The organism is Streptomyces sp. NPDC037273, from assembly GCF_055603625.1.
In genome coordinates this window covers 397,393-418,873 of sequence record NZ_JBVJVO010000003.1, presented here as the reverse complement: position 1 = coordinate 418,873, position 21,481 = coordinate 397,393, and the positions used below count along the sequence as shown (strand labels likewise).

Genomic DNA, 21,481 nt, shown 5'->3' with positions numbered 1-21,481 from the left:
TCGTCCGTGAGGGCGTGCTCGTTGGAGTTGCGACCAGGGTTGGGGTATCCCCTGCTCGAAGAGCTCGGGGAAGGATGGGACCGCGCAGTGCGGGGCTACGAACGCCAGGAGAGCCACCGAGCTGAAGACGACCATCTCGCCAGGTTCGAAGCCGAGATGGACCGGCTGAAGACCGAACGCGAGAAGGCCGTCCAGCACGCCGAGGACCTCGGCTACCAGGTCGAGGTCTTGCGCGCCAAACTCCACGAGGCGCGCCGCACCATCGCGTCCCGGCCGGCGTACGACAGCGCCGACATCGGCTACCAGGCCGAGCAGCTGCTGCGGAACGCCCAGGTCCAGGCCGAGCAGCTCCGCCAGGACGCCGAGCGCGAGCTGCGCGAGGCCCGCGCCCAGACCCAGCGCATCCTCCAGGAGCACGCCGAGCACCAGGCCCGGCTCCAGGCCGAGCTCCACAACGAGGCCGTCCAGCGCCGCCAGCAGCTCGACCAGGAGCTCAACGAACGCCGCCAGACCGTCGAGGCGCACGTCAACGAGAACGTCGCCTGGGCCGAACAGCTCCGCGCCCGTACGGAGTCCCAGGCCCGCCGCCTCATGGAGGAGTCCCGCGCGGAGGCCGAGCAGTCGCTCGCCACCGCCCGCGCCGAGGCGAGCCGGCTCGCCGAGGAGACCAGCCGCCGCGTCGGCGCCGAGGCGGAGTCCGCCCGCGCCGAGGCCGAGGCGATCCTGCTGCGCGCCCGCAAGGACGCCGAGCGGCTCCTGGCCGCCGCCTCCAGCCAGGCCCAGGAGGCCACCAGCCACGCCGAGCAGCTCCGCTCGACCACCACCGCCGAGACCGACCAGGCCCGCCGCCAGGCGACCGAGCTGTCCCGCGCCGCCGAGCAGCGCGTACAGGAGGCCGACGAGAAGCTCCGGCTCGCCCGCGCCGAGGCCGAGAAGGCCCTCGCCGAGGCCAAGGAGGCCGCCGCCAGGCAGCTCGCCTCCGCCGAGTCGGTCAACGAGCAGCGCACCCGTACCGCCAAGACGGAGATCGCCCGCCTCGTCGGCGAGGCCACCAAGGAGGCCGAGGCGCTCAAGGCCGAGGCCGAGGAGAAGCTCCGCGAGGCCACCGCGCACGCCGAGAAGCTCCTCTCGGAGGCCTCCGAGAAGGCCCAGTCGGCCGCCGCCGAGGACTCCGCCGCCGCGCTCGCCAAGGCCGCCCGCAGCGCCGAGGAGATCCTCACCAAGGCGTCCGAGGACGCCCGCGAGACCACCCGCAAGGCCGCCGAGGAGGCCGAGCGGGTCCGCCGCGAGGCCGAGACCGAGGCCGACCGGCTGCGCGCCGAGGCCGGCGAGCAGGCCGACGAGCTGCTCGGCTCGGCGAAGGACGACACCAAGGAGTACCGGGCCAAGACGGTCGAGCTGCAGGAGGAGGCCCGCCGGCTGCGCGGCGAGGCCGAGGCACTGCGCGCCGAGGCCGTCGACGAGGGCGAGCGGATCCGCTCCGAGGCCCGCCGCGAGGCCCTCCAGCAGATCGAGGAGGCGGCGAAGACCGCCGAGGAGCTCCTCACCACGGCCCGCACGGACGCCGAGGAGCAGCGGACCAAGGCCGGCGCCGAGGGCGAGCGGGTCAAGTCGGAGGCGATGGAGCGCGCCCAGACGCTCCGGACCCAGGCCGAGGAGACCCTGGAGCGGACCCGCGCCGAGGCCGAGCGGCTGCGCGCCGAGGCCGAGGAGCAGGCCGAGTCGGTGAAGAGCGCGGCCGAGGAGGCCGCCGCCGGGCTGCGCGCCGACGCCGAGCGGGCCGCCGAGGCCCGCCGGGCGGAGGCCGCCGAGGAGCTGACCCGGCTGCACGCCGAGGCCGAGGCCAAGCTGACGGCCGCGGGCGAGGAGCTGACCGACGCCCGCGCCGAGAGCGAGCTGATGCGGCGCGAGGCCGCCGACGAGACGGAGCGGCTGCGGACCGAGGCCGCCGAGCGCATCCGTACCCTCCAGGAGCAGGCCGAGCAGGAGGCCGAGCGGCTGCGCGCCGAGGCCGCTTCGGACGCGTCGACCACCCGTACCGAGGCCGAGAGCGCCGCCGTACGGCTCCGCACGGAGGCCGGGCAGGAGGCCGAGCGCCTCAAGTCGGAGGCGCAGGAGACCGCCGACCGGGTGCGGGCCGAGGCCGCCGCCGCCGCCGAGCGGGTGGCCGCCGAGGCCGCCGAGGCGCTGGCCGCCGCACAGGAGGAGGCCAACCGGCGCCGCAAGGAGGCCGAGTCGACCCTCGAATCGGCCCGTTCCGAGGCCGGCCGCGAGCGCGAGGCCGCCCGCGAGCAGTCCGAGGAGCTCCTCGCCGCCGCCCGCAAGCGGGTCGAGGACGCCCAGACCGAGGCGCAGCGCCTGGTCGAGGAGGCGGACACCCGGGCGACCGAGATGGTCGCCGCGGCCGAGCAGACCGCCCAGGAGGTACGGGACTCGGTGGCCGGTCTGCGCGAGCAGGCCGACGAGGAGATCGCCGGACTGCGCAGCGCCGCCGAGCACGCGGCCGAGCGGACCCGCACCGAGGCGCAGGAGGAGGCGGACCGGGTCCGCGCCGACGCGTACGAGGAGCGGGAGCGGGCGTCCGAGGACGCGGTCCGCACCCGGACCCGCGCCCAGGAGGAGTCGGAGGCCGCGAAGGCGCTGGCCGAGCGGACCGTCGCGGACGCGCTCGCCGAGGCCGAGAAGCTGCGGACCGACACCGCCGAGTACGCCCAGCGGGTGCGCACCGAGGTGACGGACTCGCTCGCCTCCGCCGAGCAGGACGCGGCCCGCACCCGTGCCGACGCCCGTGACGACGCCAACCGGATCCGTTCCGAGGCCGCCGAGCGCGCCGAGACGGTGGTCGCCGAGGCGCGTACGGAGGCCGAGCGGATCGGCGCCGAGGCGGAGCAGGTCCTCGACGAGGCCCGCAAGGCCGCCGACAAGCGCCGCGCCGACGCCGCCGAACAGGCCGACGCCCTCCTCGCCGAAGCCACCTCCGAAGCCGAACGGCTCACCGCCGAAGCGGTCGAGCTCATGGAGACCACCGAGCAGGACGCCCAGCGCCTGCGCACCGAGGCCGAACAGGTCAAGGCCGACGGCGAGGCGCACGCGGAGGCGCTGCGGACGGCGGCGATCGCCGACGGCGAGCAGGTCCTCGACGAGGCCCGCAAGGCCGCCGACAAGCGCCGCGCCGACGCCGCCGAACAGGCCGACGCGCTGATCGCCGAAGCCACCTCCGAGGCCGAACGGCTCACCGCCGAAGCGGTCGAGCTCATGGAGACCACCGAGCAGGACGCCCAGCGCCTGCGCACCGAGGCCGAACAGGTCAAGATCGACGGGGAGGCGCACGCCCAGGCCCTGCGGAACGCCGCGCTGGCCGACGGCGAGCAGGTCCTCGACGAGGCCCGCAAGGCCGCCGACAAGCGCCGCGCCGACGCCGCCGAACAGGCCGACGCGCTGATCGCCGAGGCCACCTCCGAGGCCGAGCGGCTCACCCGCGAGGCGGCCGAGCTGGCGGACGCGGTCACCGCGGACGCCCGCGCCGAGGCCGAGCGCGTCGCGGCCGAGGCCGCCGAGCAGGCCGAGCGGACCGTCGCCGAGGGCGAGCGGGCCAAGGCGGAGGCGGAGGCCGTGGCGGCCGCGACGCTGGCCGCCGCCCAGCAGGACGACGAGCGGATCCGCGCCGAGTCCGCGCGGCTCAAGGAGGACGCCGAGGCGGCGGCCGAGCAGATGCGCTCGGAGGCCCGCGAGGAGGCCGACCGCACGCTCGACGAGGCGCGCGAGGCCGGCGCCCGGAAGCGTTCGGACGCGGCCGAGCAGGCCGACCAGCTGATCGCCAAGGCCCAGGAGGAGGCGCTGCGCGCCACCACCGAGGCCGAGTCGCAGGCCGACACCATGGTCGGCGCGGCCCGCAAGGAGGCCGAGCGGATCGTCGCCGAGGCGACCGTCGAGGGCAACTCCCTGGTGGAGAAGGCCCGTACCGACGCAGACGAGCTCCTCGTCGGGGCGCGCGGCGACGCGACGGCCATAAGGGAACGGGCCGAGGAGCTGCGCGCTCGCGTCGAGGGCGAGATCGAGGAACTGCACGAGCGGGCGCGGCGCGAGACGGCCGAGCAGATGCGGACGGCCGGCGAGCGGGTCGACAAGCTGGTGACGGCCGCGACGGAGCAGCGCGCCGAGGCGGACGAGAAGGCCAAGGAGCTGGTCTCGGAGGCGAGTTCCGAGGCGAGCAAGGTCCGGATCGCCGCGGTCCGCAAGGCCGAGGCGCTCCTCAAGGAGGCCGAGCAGAAGAAGGCCTCACTCGTCGCCGAGGCCGAGGGCATCAAGGCGGAGGCGGAGCGCATCCGGGCGGAGGCCGAGGCCGAGGCCGCGAAGACGGTCGCGGAGGGTCAGCGCGAGCTGGAGGTCCTGGTGCGCAGGCGCAAGGACATCAATGCCGAGATCTCCCGTGTCCAGGACGTGCTGGAGGCGTTGGAATCTTTCGAGACTCCGTCGGCGGGGACGAAGGATGGGGTCAAGGCGGGCGCGTCGGCGGGCACCACTCGTTCGAGTGGCAAGTCCCAGGACGGCTAGCCACTCAAAAGGCTGGACATTCTCCAGATCAAACGGGCATACGCTCGATGACACGCCGCTTCGGCCCCTAGGATTCCCTCTAACACCTCACCGGTCTCATTCGACAGGAAACCCATGAGCGACACATCCTCCCCCTTCGGCTTCGAGCTCGTGCGGCGCGGTTACGACCGCGGTCAGGTGGACGACCGCATTACCAAGCTCGTGTCCGACCGCGACAGCGCCCTGTCCCGAATCACCTCGCTGGAGAAGCGCATCGAGGAGCTCCACCTCGAGACGCAGAACGCCCAGGCCCAGGTCACCGACGCCGAGCCGTCGTACGCCGGCCTCGGCGCCCGGGTCGAGAAGATCCTCCGGCTCGCCGAGGAGGAGGCGAAGGACCTGCGTGAGGAGGCCCGTCGCGCCGCCGAGCAGCACCGCGAGCTGGCCGAGTCCTCCGCCCAGCAGGTGCGCAACGACGCCGAGTCGTTCGCGGCGGACCGGAAGGCCAAGGCCGAGGACGAGGGCGTCCGGATCGTCGAGAAGGCCCAGGGCGAGGCCAACTCGCTGCGCGCCGAGGCGCAGAAGGACGCGCAGTCGAAGCGCGAGGAGGCGGACGCCCTCTTCGAGGAGACCCGCGCCAAGGCCGCCCAGGCCGCCGCGGACTTCGAGACCAACCTGGCGAAGCGCCGCGAGCAGTCGGAGCGGGACCTGGCCTCCCGTCAGGCGAAGGCCGAGAAGCGTCTCGCCGAGATCGAGCACCGCGCCGAGCAGCTCCGCCTGGAGGCCGAGAAGCTGCGCACGGACGCCGAGCGCCGGGCCCGCCAGACGGTGGAGACCGCGCAGCGCCAGGCCGAGGACATCGTGGCCGACGCGAACGCCAAGGCCGACCGCATCCGTTCGGAGTCGGAGCGCGAGCTCGCGGCGCTGACGAACCGCCGCGACTCGATCAACGCGCAGCTGACCAACGTCCGCGAGATGCTGGCGACGCTGACGGGTGCCGCGGTGGCCGCCGCCGGCTCCCCGATCGACGACGAGCGGGCGGCCGGCGTCCCGGCCCAGCAGTCCCGGTAACGAGTCGACAGCACCTTCGAAGCCCCCTGCCATTCCAGTGGCGGGGGGTTTCGCACGCCCGTAGGTTGTACGCATGATCGAGCTTGAGGGCCTGACCAAGCGGTACGGGACGAAGACGGCGGTCGACCATCTCTCCTTCCAGGTGCGGCCGGGCGTGGTCACCGGGTTCCTGGGGCCCAACGGGGCGGGCAAGTCGACGACGATGCGGATGATGCTCGACCTGGACAACCCGACGAGCGGGACGGTCCGGATCGACGGCAAGCACTACCGGGAGCTGTCCGAGCCGCTGAAGTACATCGGCGCGCTGCTCGACGCCAAGGCGATGCACGGCGGCCGCTCCGCGTACAACAACCTGCTGTGCCTCGCGCAGTCCAACCGGATCCCGGAGCGCCGGGTCGGCGAGGTGCTCGACCTGGTGGGTCTGACCCCGGTCGCGAAGAAGAAGTCGAAGGGCTTCTCGCTCGGCATGGGGCAGCGGCTCGGCATCGCCTCGGCGCTGCTCGGCGATCCCGAGATCCTGATGTTCGACGAACCCGTCAATGGTCTGGACCCCGAGGGAATTCACTGGATCCGCAATCTGATGAAGGCGCTGGCCGCCGAAGGCCGGACGATCTTCGTTTCCAGTCATCTGATGAGTGAAATGGCGCTGACGGCCGATCACCTCATCGTGATCGGGCAGGGAAAGCTGCTGGCCGACACGTCGATGGCGGATTTCATCCAGCAGAATTCCAGGAGTTTCGTGCGACTGCGTTCTCCGCAGCAGGAACGGCTCCGGGACGTGATGCACGCGAACGGATTCATCGTGGTCGAGGCCGGCAACGGGACCCTCGAGGTGGACGGGGCGACGACCGAGAAGCTCGGCGAGCTGGCCGCGGAGAACGGCCTCGTCCTGCACGAGCTGAGTGCCCAGCGCGCCTCGCTCGAAGAGGCCTTCATGCAGATGACCGCCGGTGCGGTCGAGTACCACGCGCACGGCACCGACCTCGGCGGCACACCGCCGCCCGGGCCCCGCTGGGGCGCCGCCGGGGACTCCGACCCGGCCGACTCCACCACCGACTCGACCTCCGAGGGAGCCTGAACGATGGCAGCGGTATCCGCGGTCCTCCAGTCCGAGTGGACCAAGATCCGGACGGTGTCCTCGACCATCTGGACGCTGGCGAGCGCCCTCCTCGTCACGGTGGCGGTCGGCGCGGCGCTGTCCGCCGTGTTCAACTCGACCTTCGACGACCTCAGCGAGGCCGAGCGGCTCACCTTCGACCCGACGCTGATCAGCTTCTTCGGGATGACCCTGGGCCAGCTCGCGATGGTGGTCTTCGGGGTCCTCGTCGTGGGGACCGAGTACTCCTCGGGCATGATCCGCACCTCCCTCGCGGCCGTGCCGCAGCGTGCCACCTTCCTCTTCTCGAAGATCGCGGTGGCCGGCGGGCTCGCACTCCTCGTGGGGCTCGCGACGAGCTTCCTCTCCTTCTTCCTCGGGCAGGCGCTGCTCGGCGAGCACCGGGCCTCGATCACCGACGACAACGTGCTGCGGGCGGTGTTCGGCGGCGGGGTCTACATGGGTCTGATCGCCATCTTCTCGATGGGCGTGGCGGCGATGCTGCGCTCGTCGATGCTCTCGCTCGGCATCCTGATGCCGTTCTTCTTCCTGGTCTCGCAGATCCTGGCGGCGGTGCCGAAGGTCAAGGAGGTGGCCCGCTACTTCCCCGACCAGGCCGGCTCGAAGATCATGCAGGTCGTGCCGGACGCCCTGAACACGGAGGAAGCGCCCTACGGCCCCTGGGGCGGCCTCGGGATCATGGTGCTCTGGGTGCTGGCCTCGCTGCTCGGCGGCTATCTGGTGCTGAAGAAGCGGGACGCGTAGCCGCCCGTACCCCGTAGGGGACGACCAGGGAATCTCCCGGAGATTCCCTGGTCGTCTCTTTTCGCTTCGCCGGAACCGTCAACGGCTGGATAAGCTCCTAGCTCATACGGGGGGCTCCGGCCGAAGGCCGCCACGCCCCGACACGCACGCGACCGACCTGTCGATGGGGCTGGAGAATGATCGAGGCAGTCGGCCTGACGAAGCGCTACGGCGCCAAGACGGCCGTGTACAACCTTTCCTTCCAGGTGAGGCCCGGTGTGGTCACCGGGTTCCTGGGGCCCAACGGGTCGGGCAAGTCGACGACGATGCGCATGATCCTCGGGCTCGACCGACCCAGCGGCGGGCATGTGACGATCGGCGGCCACCCGTTCCGGCAGCTGCCGAACGCGCCCCGGCAGGTCGGCGCGCTGCTCGACGCCAAGGCCGTGCACGGCGGGCGGAGCGCGCGAAGCCACCTCCTCTCGCTCGCCCAGCTGGCCGGCATCCCGGCGCAGCGGGTCGACGAGGTGCTGGGCGTGGTCGGCCTCCAGGACGTCGCCAAGCGCCGCTCCAAGGGCTTCTCGCTCGGCATGGGCCAGCGGCTCGGCATCGCGGCGGCGCTCCTCGGCGACCCGCAGGTGCTGCTCTTCGACGAGCCGGTCAACGGCCTGGACCCGGAGGGCATCCTCTGGGTCCGCAACCTGATGAAGAAGCTGGCCGCCGAGGGCCGTACGGTCTTCGTCTCCAGCCACCTCATGAGCGAGATGGCGCTGACGGCCGACCACCTGATCGTGATCGGCCGCGGCCAGCTGCTCGCGGACATGAGCGTCACCGACTTCATCTCCGCGAACTCCGCCGACTTCGCCCGGGTGCGGACCCCGCAGACCGAGCCGGCCCAGCGGGAGAAGCTGACCTCGGTCCTCACCGAGGCCGGCGGCCAGGTGCTCTCCGAGCCGGACGGCGCGCTGCGGGTGACGGGCCTGCCGCTGCCGAGGATCAGCGACCTGGCGCACGGCGCGGACGTACGGCTCTGGGAGCTGTCCCCGCACCAGGCCTCGCTCGAGGAGGCGTACATGCGGCTGACGCAGGGCGCCGTGGACTACCGCTCGACCGACGACCGGCTCGCGCACCTCCAGCCGGCGCCGCACCCGGGGCAGCCGGGGTACGGGATGCCGCCGCAGCCGCCGGTCCCCGAGGTGCCGCAGCAGGGCTGGTACGCCCCGCCGCCGCCCGGACAGAACCCGTACGCCGGGGTCCCGCAGGCGCCCGCGCCGGGTGGATACGCCCCGCCGGCCGCGCCGCAGGGCGTCCCGCAGCCGATCACCCCGCAGCCGAGCGACACCACCAAGGACGCCCGATGACCGCCCCCGCCCCCCACTCCGCTCCGGCGCCGTACACGTACGTCTCGCCCATCCCGGTCCGCAAGGCGCACCTCGGTGACGCGCTCGCCTCGGAGTGGACGAAGATCCGCTCGGTCCGGTCGACGATGTGGACGCTCGGCGTCATGATCCTGCTGATGCTGTCCCTCGGCCTGGGCGTGGCGGCGATCGCGGCGGCCTCCGACGCGCCGATGGGCGAGGAGTCCGCGCTCGGCTTCGGCTTCTTCGGGATGCTGCCCGCGTCGATCTGCGTGATCACGCTCGGCGTGCTCACCATCGCCTCCGAGTACGGCACGGGCATGATCCGTACGACGCTGACGGCCTGCCCCACCCGGGGCCGGGTGCTGACGGCGAAGGCGGTCGTCTTCTTCCTGCTGGTCTTCACGGTCACCACGGTGGTCGCGACGCTGGTGGCGGTGGCGCAGGTCGCCATCGTGGACACGGCGGCGGAGCCCTCGGGCGGCGAGTGGCTGCGGGCGACGGTCGGGGCGGGCGCCTATCTGGCCCTGCTCGGTCTGCTGTCGCTGGCCCTCGGCACGCTGATCCGGCACTCGGCCGGCGCGATCACGGTGATGATCGGTCTGCTGCTGCTCCCGCTGGTGGCGGCCCTGTTCATGTTCTCCGAGGCGCTCAAGTCGGTGCAGGAGTTCCTGTTCACCTACGCCATCCCCTCGCAGATGATCGCGCTGTACAGCGAGCGCCCGCCCTTCGGGGACTCGGGCCCGTCCGGCTGGGAGCCGCTCTTCATCCTGGCGGGCGTCGCGGCCGTCGCCCTCGGCGGCGCCTACGCCCTGCTGAACAGCAAGGACGTCTGACGCCCGTCGGGCAGGCTCCTAGTACTTCGGCGCGTTACGGGACCGCTGCACCCTGCTGGTGCGGCGGTCCTTCGCGTTCCAGCAGGCCTTGTGCCAGTGGCGCCGGTCGTCCACTCCCCCGTACTCCGGCCAGGCGACCACGTGCGGGGCGCCGGGCGGGATCTCCTGGTCGCAGCCGGGGCAGCGGTAGCGCTTGCCGGGGGAGCTCGCTCCGGCGACCAGCCGGACGTACCACTCCTCGCCCTGCCAGGTCTCGGTGCGCTGCGCGCCGCCGTACCGGTCGCCGTGGTCGCCCTGGGACTCGGGCTTCTCGCCGCCTCGGGAGCGGTTGTGACGCGGGGACACGGGCACACCTCACGGGGTCTGGGAACACGGACCGTTCCCTCCAGCCTACGGGCCGCGACGCGGTGCCCCGGGCCCCGTCCGGGACGGCTTAGCCGAAAATCGCAAGAACTTCATGAACGGCCGTTGCCTTTGGCACGTGTCAGACGTTGTTGCCAGTGCGAGGGGAGATACGCGTCGGCCGCAAGGAGGCAGAAGGCGATGCGCGTGGGTACGTTCGTTCTGGCCGCCCAGTTCCCGGGCCAGGGACAGGGGGAGGCGCTGCACCGTGCGGTGCGCACCGCCGAGGTCGCCGAGGAGGCTGGGCTCGACTCCGTCTGGCTGGCCGAGCACCATTTCGTGCCGTACGGGGTGTGCCCCTCGGCCGTGACACTGGCCGCGCTGCTCCTCGGCCGCACCCGGCGACTGCGGGTGGGCACGGCGGTGAGCGTGCTGCCGAGCGTCCACCCGGTCGCCCTGGGCGAGCAGGCGGCGCTGCTGCACCTGACCTCGGGCGGCCGGTTCACCCTCGGGGTGGGCCGGGGCGGCCCCTGGGTCGACCTCGAGGTCTTCGGCTCGGGCCTCGACGCGTACGAGCGGGGCTTCCCGGAATCGCTCGACCTGCTGCTCCGCTGGCTCACCGAGCCACGCGTGGGCGCCCAGGGGGAACGATTCGCTTTCCGTGAGGTGCCGGTCGTGCCCCGCCCCGACGAGCTGATCGACGGGCCGGCCGCTCCGGAGGTGGTGGTGGCCTGCACCTCGCCGAAGAGCGTGCGGCTCGCCGCCGAGCGCGGCCTTCCGATGCTGCTCGGGATGCACTGCGGCGACGAGGACAAGGCGGAGATGGTGGCGGCCTGGGCGCGTTTCGCGCGGGAGGCCGGGCGCGACCCCGACGAGATCGCGCGGATCGGCGCGGACCACGTCTCGGCCGGGGTGGCACAGCTCGCGGACCGCGGCCCCGACGCGGCCGAGGCGCTGGTGAAGGCGATGCCCGGCTGGCTGAGGCAGGGGCTCGACGCCCATGTGACGGTGGACGGCCGCCACCGGGCCATGCGGGACCCCGTGGCGTACACGGAGCTCCTCTGCGGCCTGCACCCGGTCGGCACGCCGCGGCTCGCGGCGGACCGCCTCGCGGCCACCGCGGAACGTACGGGCATCACCCGCTTCGCCCTGCTCGCGGAGGGCTCGGGCGACCTCGACGCCACCGAGGAGAACGTCCGCAGGCTCGGCACCGAGGTCCTGCCGCTCCTGACCTGACACCCGGCACGGCCGGGACCGTGCCGCCGCTCCGGCATCTCCGGGCGTCGATGCGCGTCGGCGCGCATCGGTCGCCCCCTCCCGCGATGCGGAGCGGCAGCACCATGTCTCAGCAGTCGCGGAGTTCAGGCGACTGGTTGAGAAGCTGCCCCCGTACGGATGTGAAGCGGGCGAGCCGCTCGTCCACCGCCGGGTCCAGCGGGAACACCGCCACCCGGTGGCAGTTCTGGAAGGCGAGACGCACCCCGAAGTGCCGCTGGAGCGCACCACGGATGGCGTCGCTGGCGAGCGCGCGCAGCAGCTGACCACGTGCCTGCTCATTCGGCGGCGGCGTCTGGTTGTCGGCGAATTCTCCGCCGTCGACCTTCAGCTGGGCCACCAGAGAACTGATCATCTCCCATGCGTAGGGCAGGGAGGTCCGGACGCAGTCGACGAAGTCGGCTTCGTCGACCTCGCCTCGCTCGGCCTGTTCCAACAGTGCCGGTGAGACGTCGAGCGACATGGGTTCTCCTCTCGCGACCCCGCGGACGGGGTCTTGCGGGCAGGGACGAAGGCCGGGCCGCCCGACACGCAGCGTGCACGGACGACGACCTCCAGCTTCCACGGTAAGCGCGCAGTCCTGACCGCACCAGGAGATGGGGAACACAACCGGCTGATAACCGACGGGTGTTCGGCTCATGACTGTGCTCCGGCGCGTCCTCGGAGGGGTTCCGAGGGGGTCCGGACGATGCCCGAATCGCGCGGAAGAGCACCCGTCTTGTAGCGTTGCCGACCATGCGTCTCGTCATTGCCCGTTGCTCCGTGGACTACGCGGGCCGGCTCACGGCCCACCTGCCCTCCGCCCCCCGTCTGATCCTGGTCAAGGCAGACGGCAGCGTCTCGATCCACGCGGACGACCGGGCGTACAAACCGCTCAACTGGATGTCCCCGCCGTGCACCCTCAAGGAGGGCACGGACGGCGACGAAGGCGTCTGGACCGTGATCAACAAAGCGGGCGAGAAACTGATCATCACGATGGAGGAGATCCTCCACGATTCCTCACACGAACTGGGTGTCGACCCGGGTCTGATCAAGGACGGCGTGGAGGCGCACCTCCAGGAGCTGCTCGCCGACCGCATCGAGACCCTCGGTGAGGGCTACACCCTGATCCGCCGCGAGTACCCGACCGCGATCGGCCCGGTGGACATCCTCTGCCGCGACGCCGACGGCGGCACGGTCGCCGTGGAGATCAAGCGCCGCGGCGAGATCGACGGCGTCGAGCAGCTGACCCGCTACCTGGAGCTCCTCAACCGCGACCCGCACCTCGCCCCCGTCAAGGGCGTCTTCGCCGCGCAGGAGATCAAGCCGCAGGCGAAGGTCCTCGCGACGGACCGCGGCATCGGCTGCGTGGTCCTCGACTACGACGCCCTGCGCGGCATCGAGGACGACAAGCTCCGGCTCTTCTAGCCGCGGGCAGCGGTACGAGTACGGGGACGGCCCCGGGTGCGGTTCACGCGCCCGGGGCCGTCCGTCGTCTCCACTGCCCGTACGGGTCAGGCGGGGGTGTCCGTGGCGGACGGGCTGCCTTCGAGCGGCGCCGAGGCGGTGATGCTCGGGGAGTTCCCCTCCGTGCTCGGGGCGGTCGTCGTCGCCGGCGGCGTGGTGGGCGGCTCGGTCGTGGGCGGCGGGGTGGTCGGCGGCGTGGTGGTCGGCGGCTTCGGCGTCGAGGAGGTGGGCCGCGGCGACGAGGACGTCGGGCGCGGGCCGGGCTTCGTGGGCGTGGCTCCGTCGGTGGGCTTCGTGGTCCCGCTGGGCGAGGTGGTGGCCGTCGGGCTGTCCGAGGGCGACGCCGAGTCCGAGGAGCCGGGGCTCGCGGAGCCGGACGGGGAGGCGGTGCCGGAGCCGGTGGGGCTCGGGGAGCCGGAGGACGTCGGCTCGCCCGTCTCGCCGGCCTCGCCCTCGACCGGCGGCTCGTCGCCGTCGGCGCTGTCGTCGGTGCCGCCGTCGGGGGCGCTGGTGTCGGAGGTGACGCGGTTGTTGACGGGTTCCTCGCCGTTGCCGGAGGTGGCGCCGAGGGTGACGACGGTGCCGAGGACGGCGACGAGGAGGGCGCCGGCGCCGACCGCGACGAGGTTGCGGCGGGCGCCGCCGAGGATGCCGCCCTTGAGGCCGGAGCGGTCGCCGTCCTTGCCGGCGCCGGGGCGGGTGAGGAGCGTCGGGCCCGGGTCGGTGAAGTCGGGGAAGGCGGGGGCGGGGGCCTGCGCCGGGGTGCGTACGGGCCCGCCGGGCAGCGGGGCCGTGACGGCGGCGGGGCCGAGGGCGGGGCGGGCGGCGGGGCCGCGCAGGGCCGGGGTGCCGCGCGGCGGGGAGAAGGGCTCGTCGGCGCGGGGCGGGGCCGGGGTGGTGTGCTCCCCGGAGAGGTCGGCGACGAGGGCGAGGGCCCGGCGGCCGGCGACGGTGCCGCGCTTGTCGGCGAGCACGCCGCGCATCCCGATGGAGGCTTCCAGTTCGGCGCGGGCCCGCTCCAGGTTGCCGGCGCAGATCGCGAGGACGCCGAGCTCGTGGTGGAAGTACGCCTCCTCCGCCACGTCGCCGGTCAGCCGGGCGGACTCCTGGCCGGCGCGCAGGGCTCGTTCCCAGGCGCCCCACTGCAGTCCGGCGGCGAAGGCGGGCGCGGCGGCGCGGGCGAGGAGGACGGCGGTGGCCCGGTGTTCCGGGTCGGCGGGGGTGCCGGTGCCGGTGCCCGCGCCGGAGAGCAGCGCGGTCAGGGCGGCGAGGAGTGCGTCGGACTCGGCGGCGGCGCGGTCGGGGGTGACCGAGGGGTGGGCGGCCCACCAGGCGTAGTGCTGGGCGACGGTGTGGGCGCGGTCGGCGGCACCGTGCTCGTATCCGTGGGCGAGGAGCTGGGTGAGGACGCCGGTGGCGAGGCGGTAGCGGGAGCCGACCGGGGAGAGCAGGCCGCAGGCCACGAGTTCGCCGAGGGCGGCGTCGGCGTGGGTGTCGCCGACGAGGGCCGGCAGGTGGGCCTGGTGCGGGAGCTCGCCGCCGAGGGCGACGGCGAAGCGCAGGGTGGCCTGGGCGGAGCGGCTGAGGCGGGAGGCGAGGAGCGCGGCGGGGGCGGCGCCTTCGCCGAGGCTGGGCAGGGGTATCTCGCGGAGTTCGACGTCGGGGTCGTCGATGCCGTCGAAGGCGGCGGCGGCGACGGCCGCGGCGGCTTCCGGGTCGGTGGGGCCGAAGGCCTCTTCGAGGGCGCCGAAGGCGTCGAACTCGGCGGGGGTGACGCGCAGCCGGTCGCGCTGGCGGAGCAGGGCGCCGGCCTGGACGAAGCGCAGCGGCAGGCCCTCGGACTCGAACCAGAGGTCGCCGGCCCAGTTGGCCTCGTCCTCGGTGAGGGGGCGGCCCGCGGCGCTCTCCAGGAGCTGGAGCGCGGCGGCGCGGCCGAGGCCTTCGAGGCGGAGTTCCTCGACGGGGGCGTCGGCCGAGGGGGCGGGCGCGTCGGGTCCGGCGGCGAGCAGGAAGGCGCATTCGGGGGCGGCGTCGAGGAGCTCGTCGAGGGCGGCGCCGCCGAATTCCAGGTCGTCGACGACGACGACGGCGCCGACGTCGGCGAGCCGGCCGAGGAGGGCGGCCCGGTCGGGGCGCTGTTCGGGGGCGTGGCGGACGGCGGTGAAGAGTTCGTGGAGGAGCTCGACGGGGGTGCGGTGGTGGCCGGAGAGGCGGACGACGCCGTCGGGGGCGAGTTCGGCGCAGTCGGCGGCGACCGCGTCGAGGAGGGCGGTGCGGCCGGATCCGGCGGGGCCGGTCAGGCGGGCGGAGCGGCCGCGGGTGATGATCCCGACGAGCTGTTCGCGCTGTTCCTGCCGTTCGAGGAGGGGCAGCTCGGGTGCGGCGGGCCCGGCCGGGAGGGGCGGGGCGGCGGCGCGGGCGACTTCGGCGCGTTCCTCGGCCGTGCGGGGGCGGGGGGTGGCGGGTTCGCGGCCCGGCGGGCAGGGTTCGATCTCGCTGCCGTCGACGGGGTTGACGGTGAGCAGCAGTCCGCCGGAGACGAGCTGCACGACGCGGGCGCGCGCGGGGGCGGACGCGGGCGCGGGCACGCCCCGGCCCTGACGGGTGTCGTCACCTTCGGTGTCGTGCCCGTACTCCTCCGACCCACGGTTGATCGGATCCATGGTGCAAGCCCCCAAGAAGCGGTGTCCGGTGCCCGCCGGATGGGTCCGTCAATGTGCAGGCGAGGCGAACCCTAGACCGTGGTCAGGCGCTCGGGAACAGCCGGGGTGCCCCGGAGACCAAGACGTCACGGTCTTGTGAGGATTGAGCGTGACGCCTGGTTCACACAGCTGCTTCACAGGGGCCGGGGCCCCGGGTGGTCAGACCCGGGGCAGCGACTCGAGGGCGAGGCCGCCTTCGATGGCGAGGATGCGGTGCAGTCGGGTGGCGACGAGGAGCCGCTGCATCTGGGGCGGCACCCCGCGCAGGACGAGGCGCCGGCCGCACCGGCCGGCCCGCCGGTGGGCGCCCATGATGACGCCGAGCCCGGTGGCGTCCCAGGAGTCGAGGCCGGTCAGGTCGAGCACCAGGTCGCCGACTCCGTCGTCGACGGCCGAGTGCAGGACCGTACGGGCGTCCGCCGCGCTGCGGACGTCGAGGCGGCCCCCGACGACCAGCTCGACGTGGTCGCCCCTGATGTGCATATGCGCTCCCCGAGAGTGCTCCGTCTTCGCAACAACTGACTGCCGCATCGGCAGAAGCGTTGCGCCTTGTCAGCGAACCGGTGCCGAAATTCACCCCACGGGGTGAGGCGGGGTGGCGGGTCCGGCTCAGTACTTGTAGAAGCCCTGCCCGCTCTTGCGGCCGATGTCACCCGCGTCCACCATCCGGCGCATCAGCTCCGGGGGCGCGAACTTCTCGTCCTGGGACTCCGTGTAGATGTTGTTGGCGGCGTTCACCAGGATGTCGATGCCGGTGAGGTCGGCGGTGGCGAGCGGGCCCATGGCGTGGCCGAAGCCGAGCTTGCAGGCGATGTCGATGTCCTCGGCGGTGGCGACGCCGGACTCGTGGAGCTTGGCGGCCTCGACGACGAGGGCCGAGATGAGGCGGGTGGTGACGAAGCCGGCGACGTCGCGGTTGACGACGATGCAGGTCTTGCCGACGGACTCGGCGAACTCGCGGGCGGCGGCGAGGGTCTCGTCGCTCGTCTTGTAGCCGCGGACGAGTTCGACGAGCTGCATCATCGGGACCGGCGAGAAGAAGTGGACGCCGACGACGGCCTCGGGGCGCTCGGTGACCGCGGCGATCTTGGTGATCGGGATCGCGGAGGTGTTGGAGGCGAGGACGGCGCCGTCCTTGGCGATCTTGTCGAGCGAGCGGAAGATCTCGTGCTTGACGTCGAGGTTCTCGAAGACGGCCTCGACGACGATGTCGGCGTCTGCGACGGCTTCGAGTTCGGTGGTGGCGGTGATCCGGCCGAGGGCGGCCTCGGCGTCGGCCGCGTCGAGCTTGCCCTTGGCGACGAAGCGGTCGTACGACGCCTTGATGCCGTCGGTGCCGCGGGTCAGGGCGGCGTCGGTGACGTCACGCAGGACGACGTCCCAGCCCGCCTGTGCCGAGACCTGCGCGATGCCGGATCCCATGAGTCCGGCCCCGATGACGGCGAGCTTCCTGGCCACGATCTTCCACCCCTTAACGCCTGTTCACTTCTGGCTCTTCGGCGGAGATTAGCGCTCGCGCGGCGCGATGTGACCGCTAAGTAATGCGCGTCACGCCCTCTTTGACGGACGTCACACTCGCGACACCCCTTCGGACGCAATAATCCGTCGCGACATACCCCCCAGGGGTATAGAGTCTTCGGCATCCGCCCGGCGCCCGACGCCAGGAGAGGAGGCTCCGTCATGCGTCCGTACGCCCGGGGAACAGTCCCCGCGCCCCTGCTGCTCCTCACCGGCATGGTCAGCCTGCAGTTCGGGTCCGCCTTCGCGAAACGGCTTTTCGAGACAACCGGCCCGACCGGCGCGACCCTGTTGCGCCTGCTCATCGCCGCCGTACTGCTCTGCCTGCTGTCCCGGCCCGCGCCCCGGCTGCTCCATGCGCACTGGCGGCTGCTCCTTCCCTACGGGACCGTCTTCACCGTGATGCAGTTCGCGTTCTACGAGGCGACCTCACGCCTCCCCCTCGGCGTCGTCGTCACACTGGAGTTCAGCGGGCCGCTGCTGCTCGCCGCGCTCACCTCGCGCCGCGCCCTGGACCGGCTGTGGGTGGCGGTCGCGGCCGGCGGCCTCCTGGTGCTCGGCGGCACCCGCGGCATGGACGACCCCGTCGGGCTCGCGGCCAGCCTGCTGACCGGCGCGGCCCTCACCGGCTACATCCTGCTCGGCGCCAAGGTGAGCCGCGCCGTCCCCGGCGGCTCGGGGCTCGCCCTCGGCATCGCCATCGCGGCCGTCCTCGCGCTGCCCACCGCCCCGGCGCTCGGCCTGCCCTCCCCCGGGGTGCTGCTGCGTCCCGAGGTGCTGGGGGCCGCGCTCGCCGTGGCGGTCCTCACCACGGTCGTCCCCTTCTCGCTCGAGTTCGCCGCGCTGCGCCGGATGCCGCCCCGGGTGTTCGCCGTCCTCTCCACCGTGGAGCCCGTACTCGCCGCCCTGGTGGGCCTCGCCCTGCTCGGCGAGCACCTCTCCCCCGCCCAGTGGGCCGCCGTCCTCTGCGTGGTGACCGCCGCCGTCGGCACCGCCGTGTCCCCGTCGGCCGCACCGGAGCGGCCACCCGAGACCACCCCTCCCGAAGACCCGCTCACCCCGTCCAAGAAGAACGGAGTGCACACGTGAACACCTTCGCCACCCCCCGGACCCACACCCTCCCGCCCCGCGTCGCGCCCCTCCTGGAGACCGTCGACCGCTCGGTGCGCTCGGCGTTCCTCGTCGCCGGCGGCTACTTCGAAACGGCCGCCGGCATCGGGGAGTTCTCGCTGAGCTCCTTCGCCCTCGCGCAGCAGACCGGCGCCGCCGCCCGCCGCCTGCACCGCGGCAACAAGGTGGTCTACGACGTCATCGTCAACGACCTCGGCATGTCCTGTTCCGGCGAGGTCTGTACGCTCCCGGCCGCGGGCACCGCCGAGCTCGACGTCACCCCGCTCACCGACGCGGCGGCCGAGGCCGGGACCTCCTTCACCGTCACCCGCGAGCGCACCCTCCGCAATCGCGCCGCCCGGGCCATGAAACGCCGGTTACGCGAGCCGGCCGGGCACCCGCTCTTCGTCCTGGAGGGCGACGAGATCCTCTTCCGCTCCCGCCAGTACGCGAAGGTGCTCGCCGGAACCGTCAAGGACGACCACGTCGTACCGCGCTGCCCGCTGATCGTCGCCGAGTACTTCGCCCGCTACTTCGAGCGGCTGCGGGCGGCCTTCCCCGACTGCGCCCGCCGCCATGTCGTCGACATCAACTCGCTCGCCGACCGGGACAAGGTGACCAAGGGCGCCGAGATCTATCTGCGCACCCAGGCGGACCCCGACGAGGAGATCGTCCTCGTCTTCGCCGACGCGGCCTGCGCCGACCCGATCGCCCTGCCCTACACCGCCTACGACTTCTGACGGGAGTTCGGCCATGGCCACGATCTATCTCGACCATCAGGCGACCACCCCGGCGGACCCGGCGGTCGTCGAGGCGATGAGTCACGCCGCCACCCACTGCTACGCCAACCCGGCCAGCCCGCACGCGGCCGGCATCCGCGCCTTCCGCGAGGTCGAACGCGCCCGCGGGGCCGTCGCCCGGCTCATCGGCGCGTCCCGCAGCGAGATCTACTTCACCTCGGGCGCCACCGAGGGCAACAACCTCGCGATCAAGGGCGTCGTCACGCCCGGCGCACCGCGTCACCTGGTCACGACGGCGGTGGAGCACAAGTCCGTCCTCGACACCTGCCTCTCCCTGCGGGCCGCCGGCCACGAGGTGACCGTCCTGCCGGTCGACCCCGAGGGCCGGGTCACCGCCGACCAGGTCGCGGCGGCCCTGCGCCCCGACACCGCCCTGGTCTCGGTGATGCTCGCGAACAACGAGATCTCCACCGTCCAGCCGCTCGCCGCGATCGGCGCCGTCACCCGCGCCGCCGGTGTCCCCCTGCACTGCGACGCCACCCAGGGCGTCGGCTCGCTGCCCGTCGACGTCCGGGCCCTCGGCGCGGACCTCCTCACCTTCTCCGGCCACAAGATCTACGGCCCGAAGGGCATCGGCGTCCTGTACGTCTCCAACGGGCTGGCCGACCGCAGCCCCCTCGCCCCGCTCCTGCACGGCGGCGGCCAGGAACGCGGGCTGCGCGCGGGCACCCTCAACACCGCCGCCGTCATCGGCCTCGGCACCGCCGTCGGCCTGCTTGCGGAGGGCCGGGACAAGGAGGCCATCCGCCTCGCCGAGCTGCGGGCCCTGTTCCTCGCCACACTCGGCGAGCTCACCCCGTACGCCCTGAACAGCGGCACCGGACCCGGCTTCCTGCCGCACGCGGTCAACCTGTCGTTCGACGGCGTGGACGCCCAGCAGCTCCTGCTCGACGTCACCGACATCGCGGTCTCCACCGGCTCCGCCTGCAACAGCTCCGCCCAGGAGCCCTCGCACGTCCTCACCGCCGCCGGCCTCTCACCGGAGCGCGTCCGCGGCAGCATCCGGGTCGGCTTCGGCCGCTTCACCACGGAGGAGGACGCGGTCCGCGCGGCCCGCGCGCTCGCGGCGGGCGTCACGGGCCCGGCGACCCGATCGGCCGCCTGACACCCCTCGCGGTGCGCGAACGGACTCAGCCCTCGCGCACCGCGTACGTCAGGACCTTCTCGCTCAGCAGCTCCTCGATCTCGTCGAGGAGGACGAGGGCCTCGCGGGAGACGGTGGTCGCCTTGCGCCCGGCGGTCATCTCGCCGGTGATGTAGCCGACGACGGCACTCTCGACCCACGCGAGCTGACCGCCGACGAGCAGCGGCAGCGGGTCGTCGGCGGCTGCGCCGGTCTCCTCGCGCAGCGTGGTGACGACCGCCTCCTGGACCTGCTCCCGCAGCTGGAAGAGGCGGGCCTTGAGGGTGGGCGCGTGCTCGATGACCCGCATGAAGGCGTCGAAGCCGTCCATCAGCCCGTACGCCGGGGAGACGGCCCCGATGTCCTGGCGCAGCTCCCGCAGGACCGCCCGGGCGGCGGACTCGCCCCGGTCCCGGCCGCGGATCATCCGGGCGAGGCGCTGGGTGACGCCGTCCATCCGATCGAGGAAGAGGTCCTCCTTCGCCGGGAAGTAGTTGTAGACGGTGTTGACGGAGACGTCCGCTGCCTCGGCGACGTCCGCGACGGTCACGGTGACGAAGCCGTGCTCCAGGAAGAGCCCGGTCGCGATGTCCGAGATCCGCTGCTTCGTCTCGCGCTTCTTGCGTTCCCTGAGTCCCTCGGCCATGGACCCATCGTAGGCAATCCTAGGCTCCCTGAAATTTCGGTGCCTCTTAATTTTTGGTGGCGTTGCAAAATTTCAGTGACTCTGTTTTCGTGGTCGCCATGCCCATCATCAGCACGTCCGGGCTCGCCCGGACCTTCACGACCAAGAACGGCCCCGTGGAGGCCGTCCGGGGGATCGACCTCACCGTCCGCCCCGGCGAGATCCTCGGACTCCTCGGCCCCAACGGCGCCGGCAAGACCACCACCCTCCGGATGCTCACCACGCTCCTCCCGCCCACCGGCGGCGCCGCCACCGTCGCCGGCCACGACCTCGTCGAGGACCCCGCGGCCGTACGCCGGCGCATCGGGTACGTCGCCCAGTCCGGCGGCCTCGACCCCCAGGAGACCGTCCGCTCCGAGCTCGTCACGCAGGGCAGGCTCTACGGCCTTGACCGGACGACCGCGGCGGCCCGCGCCGAGGAGCTCGCCGCCGACCTCGGCCTCACCGGGCTCCTCGACCGCAGGACCCCCGCGCTCTCCGGCGGCCAGCGCCGCCGGGTCGACCTCGCGATGGGGCTCACCCACCGCCCGGAGCTCCTCTTCCTCGACGAGCCGACGACGGGCCTCGACCCCGGCAGCCGCGCCGACCTGTGGGCCCTGGTCCGGCGCCTTCGCGACGAGCACGGCACCACCGTCGTCCTCACCACGCACTACCTCGACGAGGCCGACGCGCTCGCCGACCGGCTCGTGATCGTCGACAAGGGCACGGTCGTCGCCGAGGACACCCCGGCGGGCCTCAAGGCCGCGCACGGCGTGACCTCGCTCCAGGAGGCCTTCCTCGCCGTCACCGGCCGCGGCCCGGCGCCCGTCGACACCACCCCCGTAGCGGTCTAGGAGACCCGT

18 protein-coding genes are annotated in these 21,481 nt (G+C 73.1%); 12 read left to right on the top strand and 6 right to left on the bottom strand.

All coding sequences use genetic code 11. The features are described from left to right. Window positions 1-87: 87 nt before the first annotated feature. The 6 genes from scy to ACZ7G1_RS11210 all read left to right on the top strand — a co-directional run bounded on the left by scy (window position 88) and on the right by ACZ7G1_RS11210 (window position 9,638). A complete protein-coding gene (gene scy / locus ACZ7G1_RS11235; RefSeq protein WP_470872288.1) occupies window positions 88-4,554 on the top strand; it encodes a polarized growth protein Scy in 4,467 nt (1,488 codons plus the stop codon). Between the two features lie 114 nt (window positions 4,555-4,668). After that, complete coding sequence (locus ACZ7G1_RS11230; protein WP_017236114.1) at window positions 4,669-5,604, top strand: coiled-coil domain-containing protein; 936 nt, start codon at window positions 4,669-4,671, stop codon at window positions 5,602-5,604. A gap of 73 nt (window positions 5,605-5,677) precedes the next feature. After that, a complete protein-coding gene (locus ACZ7G1_RS11225; protein ID WP_470872290.1) occupies window positions 5,678-6,682 on the top strand; it encodes an ABC transporter ATP-binding protein in 1,005 nt (334 codons plus the stop codon). A 3-nt stretch (window positions 6,683-6,685) separates the two neighbouring features. Beyond that, window positions 6,686-7,465, top strand: coding sequence for an ABC transporter permease (locus ACZ7G1_RS11220; protein ID WP_470872292.1), 780 nt, complete (start codon window positions 6,686-6,688; stop codon window positions 7,463-7,465). A 176-nt stretch (window positions 7,466-7,641) separates the two neighbouring features. Further along, a complete protein-coding gene (locus tag ACZ7G1_RS11215) occupies window positions 7,642-8,805 on the top strand; it encodes an ABC transporter ATP-binding protein (protein WP_470872294.1) in 1,164 nt (387 codons plus the stop codon). Continuing rightward, entirely contained in the window at window positions 8,802-9,638 is an 837-nt protein-coding gene (locus ACZ7G1_RS11210) for an ABC transporter permease (protein WP_470872295.1), read from the top strand. Before ACZ7G1_RS11215 ends, ACZ7G1_RS11210 begins: the two co-directional genes overlap by 4 nt. A gap of 18 nt (window positions 9,639-9,656) precedes the next feature. On the opposite strand, the gene ACZ7G1_RS11205 is transcribed toward ACZ7G1_RS11210, so the two are convergent. Continuing rightward, window positions 9,657-9,983 (bottom strand): ATP/GTP-binding protein, encoded by a 327-nt coding sequence (locus tag ACZ7G1_RS11205; RefSeq protein ID WP_470872296.1) that lies wholly within the window; start codon window positions 9,981-9,983, stop codon window positions 9,657-9,659. 198 nt (window positions 9,984-10,181) lie between these two features. On the opposite strand from ACZ7G1_RS11205, the gene ACZ7G1_RS11200 reads away from it, so the two are divergent. Continuing rightward, a complete protein-coding gene (locus ACZ7G1_RS11200; RefSeq protein WP_470872298.1) occupies window positions 10,182-11,216 on the top strand; it encodes an LLM class flavin-dependent oxidoreductase in 1,035 nt (344 codons plus the stop codon). A gap of 109 nt (window positions 11,217-11,325) precedes the next feature. On the opposite strand, the gene ACZ7G1_RS11195 is transcribed toward ACZ7G1_RS11200, so the two are convergent. Further along, entirely contained in the window at window positions 11,326-11,718 is a 393-nt protein-coding gene (locus tag ACZ7G1_RS11195; protein WP_017236120.1) for an SCO5389 family protein, read from the bottom strand. A gap of 272 nt (window positions 11,719-11,990) precedes the next feature. Here ACZ7G1_RS11195 and nucS point away from each other — a divergent pair, with 272 nt between their 5' ends. Continuing rightward, window positions 11,991-12,662: an endonuclease NucS gene (nucS, locus tag ACZ7G1_RS11190; protein WP_470872299.1), complete on the top strand. Its 672-nt coding sequence runs from the start codon at window positions 11,991-11,993 to the stop codon at window positions 12,660-12,662. 86 nt (window positions 12,663-12,748) lie between these two features. On the opposite strand, the gene ACZ7G1_RS11185 is transcribed toward nucS, so the two are convergent. The 3 genes from ACZ7G1_RS11185 to ACZ7G1_RS11175 form a co-directional block, all read right to left on the bottom strand. Next, a complete protein-coding gene (locus tag ACZ7G1_RS11185; RefSeq protein WP_470872300.1) occupies window positions 12,749-15,364 on the bottom strand; it encodes an ATP-binding protein in 2,616 nt (871 codons plus the stop codon). A 198-nt stretch (window positions 15,365-15,562) separates the two neighbouring features. Continuing rightward, complete coding sequence (locus ACZ7G1_RS11180) at window positions 15,563-15,886, bottom strand: STAS domain-containing protein (protein WP_030210572.1); 324 nt, start codon at window positions 15,884-15,886, stop codon at window positions 15,563-15,565. A gap of 126 nt (window positions 15,887-16,012) precedes the next feature. Beyond that, the gene (locus ACZ7G1_RS11175; protein WP_470872302.1) at window positions 16,013-16,861 is read right to left on the bottom strand and encodes a 3-hydroxyacyl-CoA dehydrogenase family protein; all 849 of its coding nucleotides are present in this window, start codon (window positions 16,859-16,861) and stop codon (window positions 16,013-16,015) included. A gap of 222 nt (window positions 16,862-17,083) precedes the next feature. Between ACZ7G1_RS11175 and ACZ7G1_RS11170 the strand changes: the two genes are divergently transcribed. The 3 genes from ACZ7G1_RS11170 to ACZ7G1_RS11160 are packed head-to-tail and all read left to right on the top strand — an operon-like array spanning window position 17,084 to window position 19,936. Further along, window positions 17,084-18,010, top strand: coding sequence for an EamA family transporter (locus tag ACZ7G1_RS11170; RefSeq protein ID WP_470872303.1), 927 nt, complete (start codon window positions 17,084-17,086; stop codon window positions 18,008-18,010). Further along, complete coding sequence (locus ACZ7G1_RS11165) at window positions 18,007-18,771, top strand: hypothetical protein (RefSeq protein WP_470872305.1); 765 nt, start codon at window positions 18,007-18,009, stop codon at window positions 18,769-18,771. Before ACZ7G1_RS11170 ends, ACZ7G1_RS11165 begins: the two co-directional genes overlap by 4 nt. A gap of 13 nt (window positions 18,772-18,784) precedes the next feature. Next, the gene (locus ACZ7G1_RS11160; protein ID WP_470872307.1) at window positions 18,785-19,936 is read left to right on the top strand and encodes a cysteine desulfurase family protein; all 1,152 of its coding nucleotides are present in this window, start codon (window positions 18,785-18,787) and stop codon (window positions 19,934-19,936) included. 25 nt (window positions 19,937-19,961) lie between these two features. Here ACZ7G1_RS11160 and ACZ7G1_RS11155 read toward each other — a convergent pair whose 3' ends face one another. Further along, entirely contained in the window at window positions 19,962-20,600 is a 639-nt protein-coding gene (locus ACZ7G1_RS11155; RefSeq protein WP_470872308.1) for a TetR/AcrR family transcriptional regulator, read from the bottom strand. Window positions 20,601-20,698: 98 nt separating this feature from the next. On the opposite strand from ACZ7G1_RS11155, the gene ACZ7G1_RS11150 reads away from it, so the two are divergent. Beyond that, complete coding sequence (locus ACZ7G1_RS11150) at window positions 20,699-21,472, top strand: ABC transporter ATP-binding protein (RefSeq protein WP_470872309.1); 774 nt, start codon at window positions 20,699-20,701, stop codon at window positions 21,470-21,472. Window positions 21,473-21,481: the final 9 nt, after the last annotated feature.

Coding starts and splice junctions, on each gene's coding strand:
- ACZ7G1_RS11230 (WP_017236114.1), top strand. CDS start 4,669: ATGAGCGACACATCCTCCCCCTTCGGCTTCGAGCTCGTGCGGCGCGGT.
- ACZ7G1_RS11225 (WP_470872290.1), top strand. CDS start 5,678: ATGATCGAGCTTGAGGGCCTGACCAAGCGGTACGGGACGAAGACGGCG.
- ACZ7G1_RS11220 (WP_470872292.1), top strand. CDS start 6,686: ATGGCAGCGGTATCCGCGGTCCTCCAGTCCGAGTGGACCAAGATCCGG.
- ACZ7G1_RS11215 (WP_470872294.1), top strand. CDS start 7,642: ATGATCGAGGCAGTCGGCCTGACGAAGCGCTACGGCGCCAAGACGGCC.
- ACZ7G1_RS11210 (WP_470872295.1), top strand. CDS start 8,802: ATGACCGCCCCCGCCCCCCACTCCGCTCCGGCGCCGTACACGTACGTC.
- ACZ7G1_RS11200 (WP_470872298.1), top strand. CDS start 10,182: ATGCGCGTGGGTACGTTCGTTCTGGCCGCCCAGTTCCCGGGCCAGGGA.
- ACZ7G1_RS11195 (WP_017236120.1), bottom strand. CDS start 11,718: ATGTCGCTCGACGTCTCACCGGCACTGTTGGAACAGGCCGAGCGAGGC.
- nucS (WP_470872299.1), top strand. CDS start 11,991: ATGCGTCTCGTCATTGCCCGTTGCTCCGTGGACTACGCGGGCCGGCTC.
- ACZ7G1_RS11185 (WP_470872300.1), bottom strand. CDS start 15,364: ATGGATCCGATCAACCGTGGGTCGGAGGAGTACGGGCACGACACCGAA.
- ACZ7G1_RS11180 (WP_030210572.1), bottom strand. CDS start 15,886: ATGCACATCAGGGGCGACCACGTCGAGCTGGTCGTCGGGGGCCGCCTC.
- ACZ7G1_RS11170 (WP_470872303.1), top strand. CDS start 17,084: ATGCGTCCGTACGCCCGGGGAACAGTCCCCGCGCCCCTGCTGCTCCTC.
- ACZ7G1_RS11160 (WP_470872307.1), top strand. CDS start 18,785: ATGGCCACGATCTATCTCGACCATCAGGCGACCACCCCGGCGGACCCG.
- ACZ7G1_RS11155 (WP_470872308.1), bottom strand. CDS start 20,600: ATGGCCGAGGGACTCAGGGAACGCAAGAAGCGCGAGACGAAGCAGCGG.
- ACZ7G1_RS11150 (WP_470872309.1), top strand. CDS start 20,699: ATGCCCATCATCAGCACGTCCGGGCTCGCCCGGACCTTCACGACCAAG.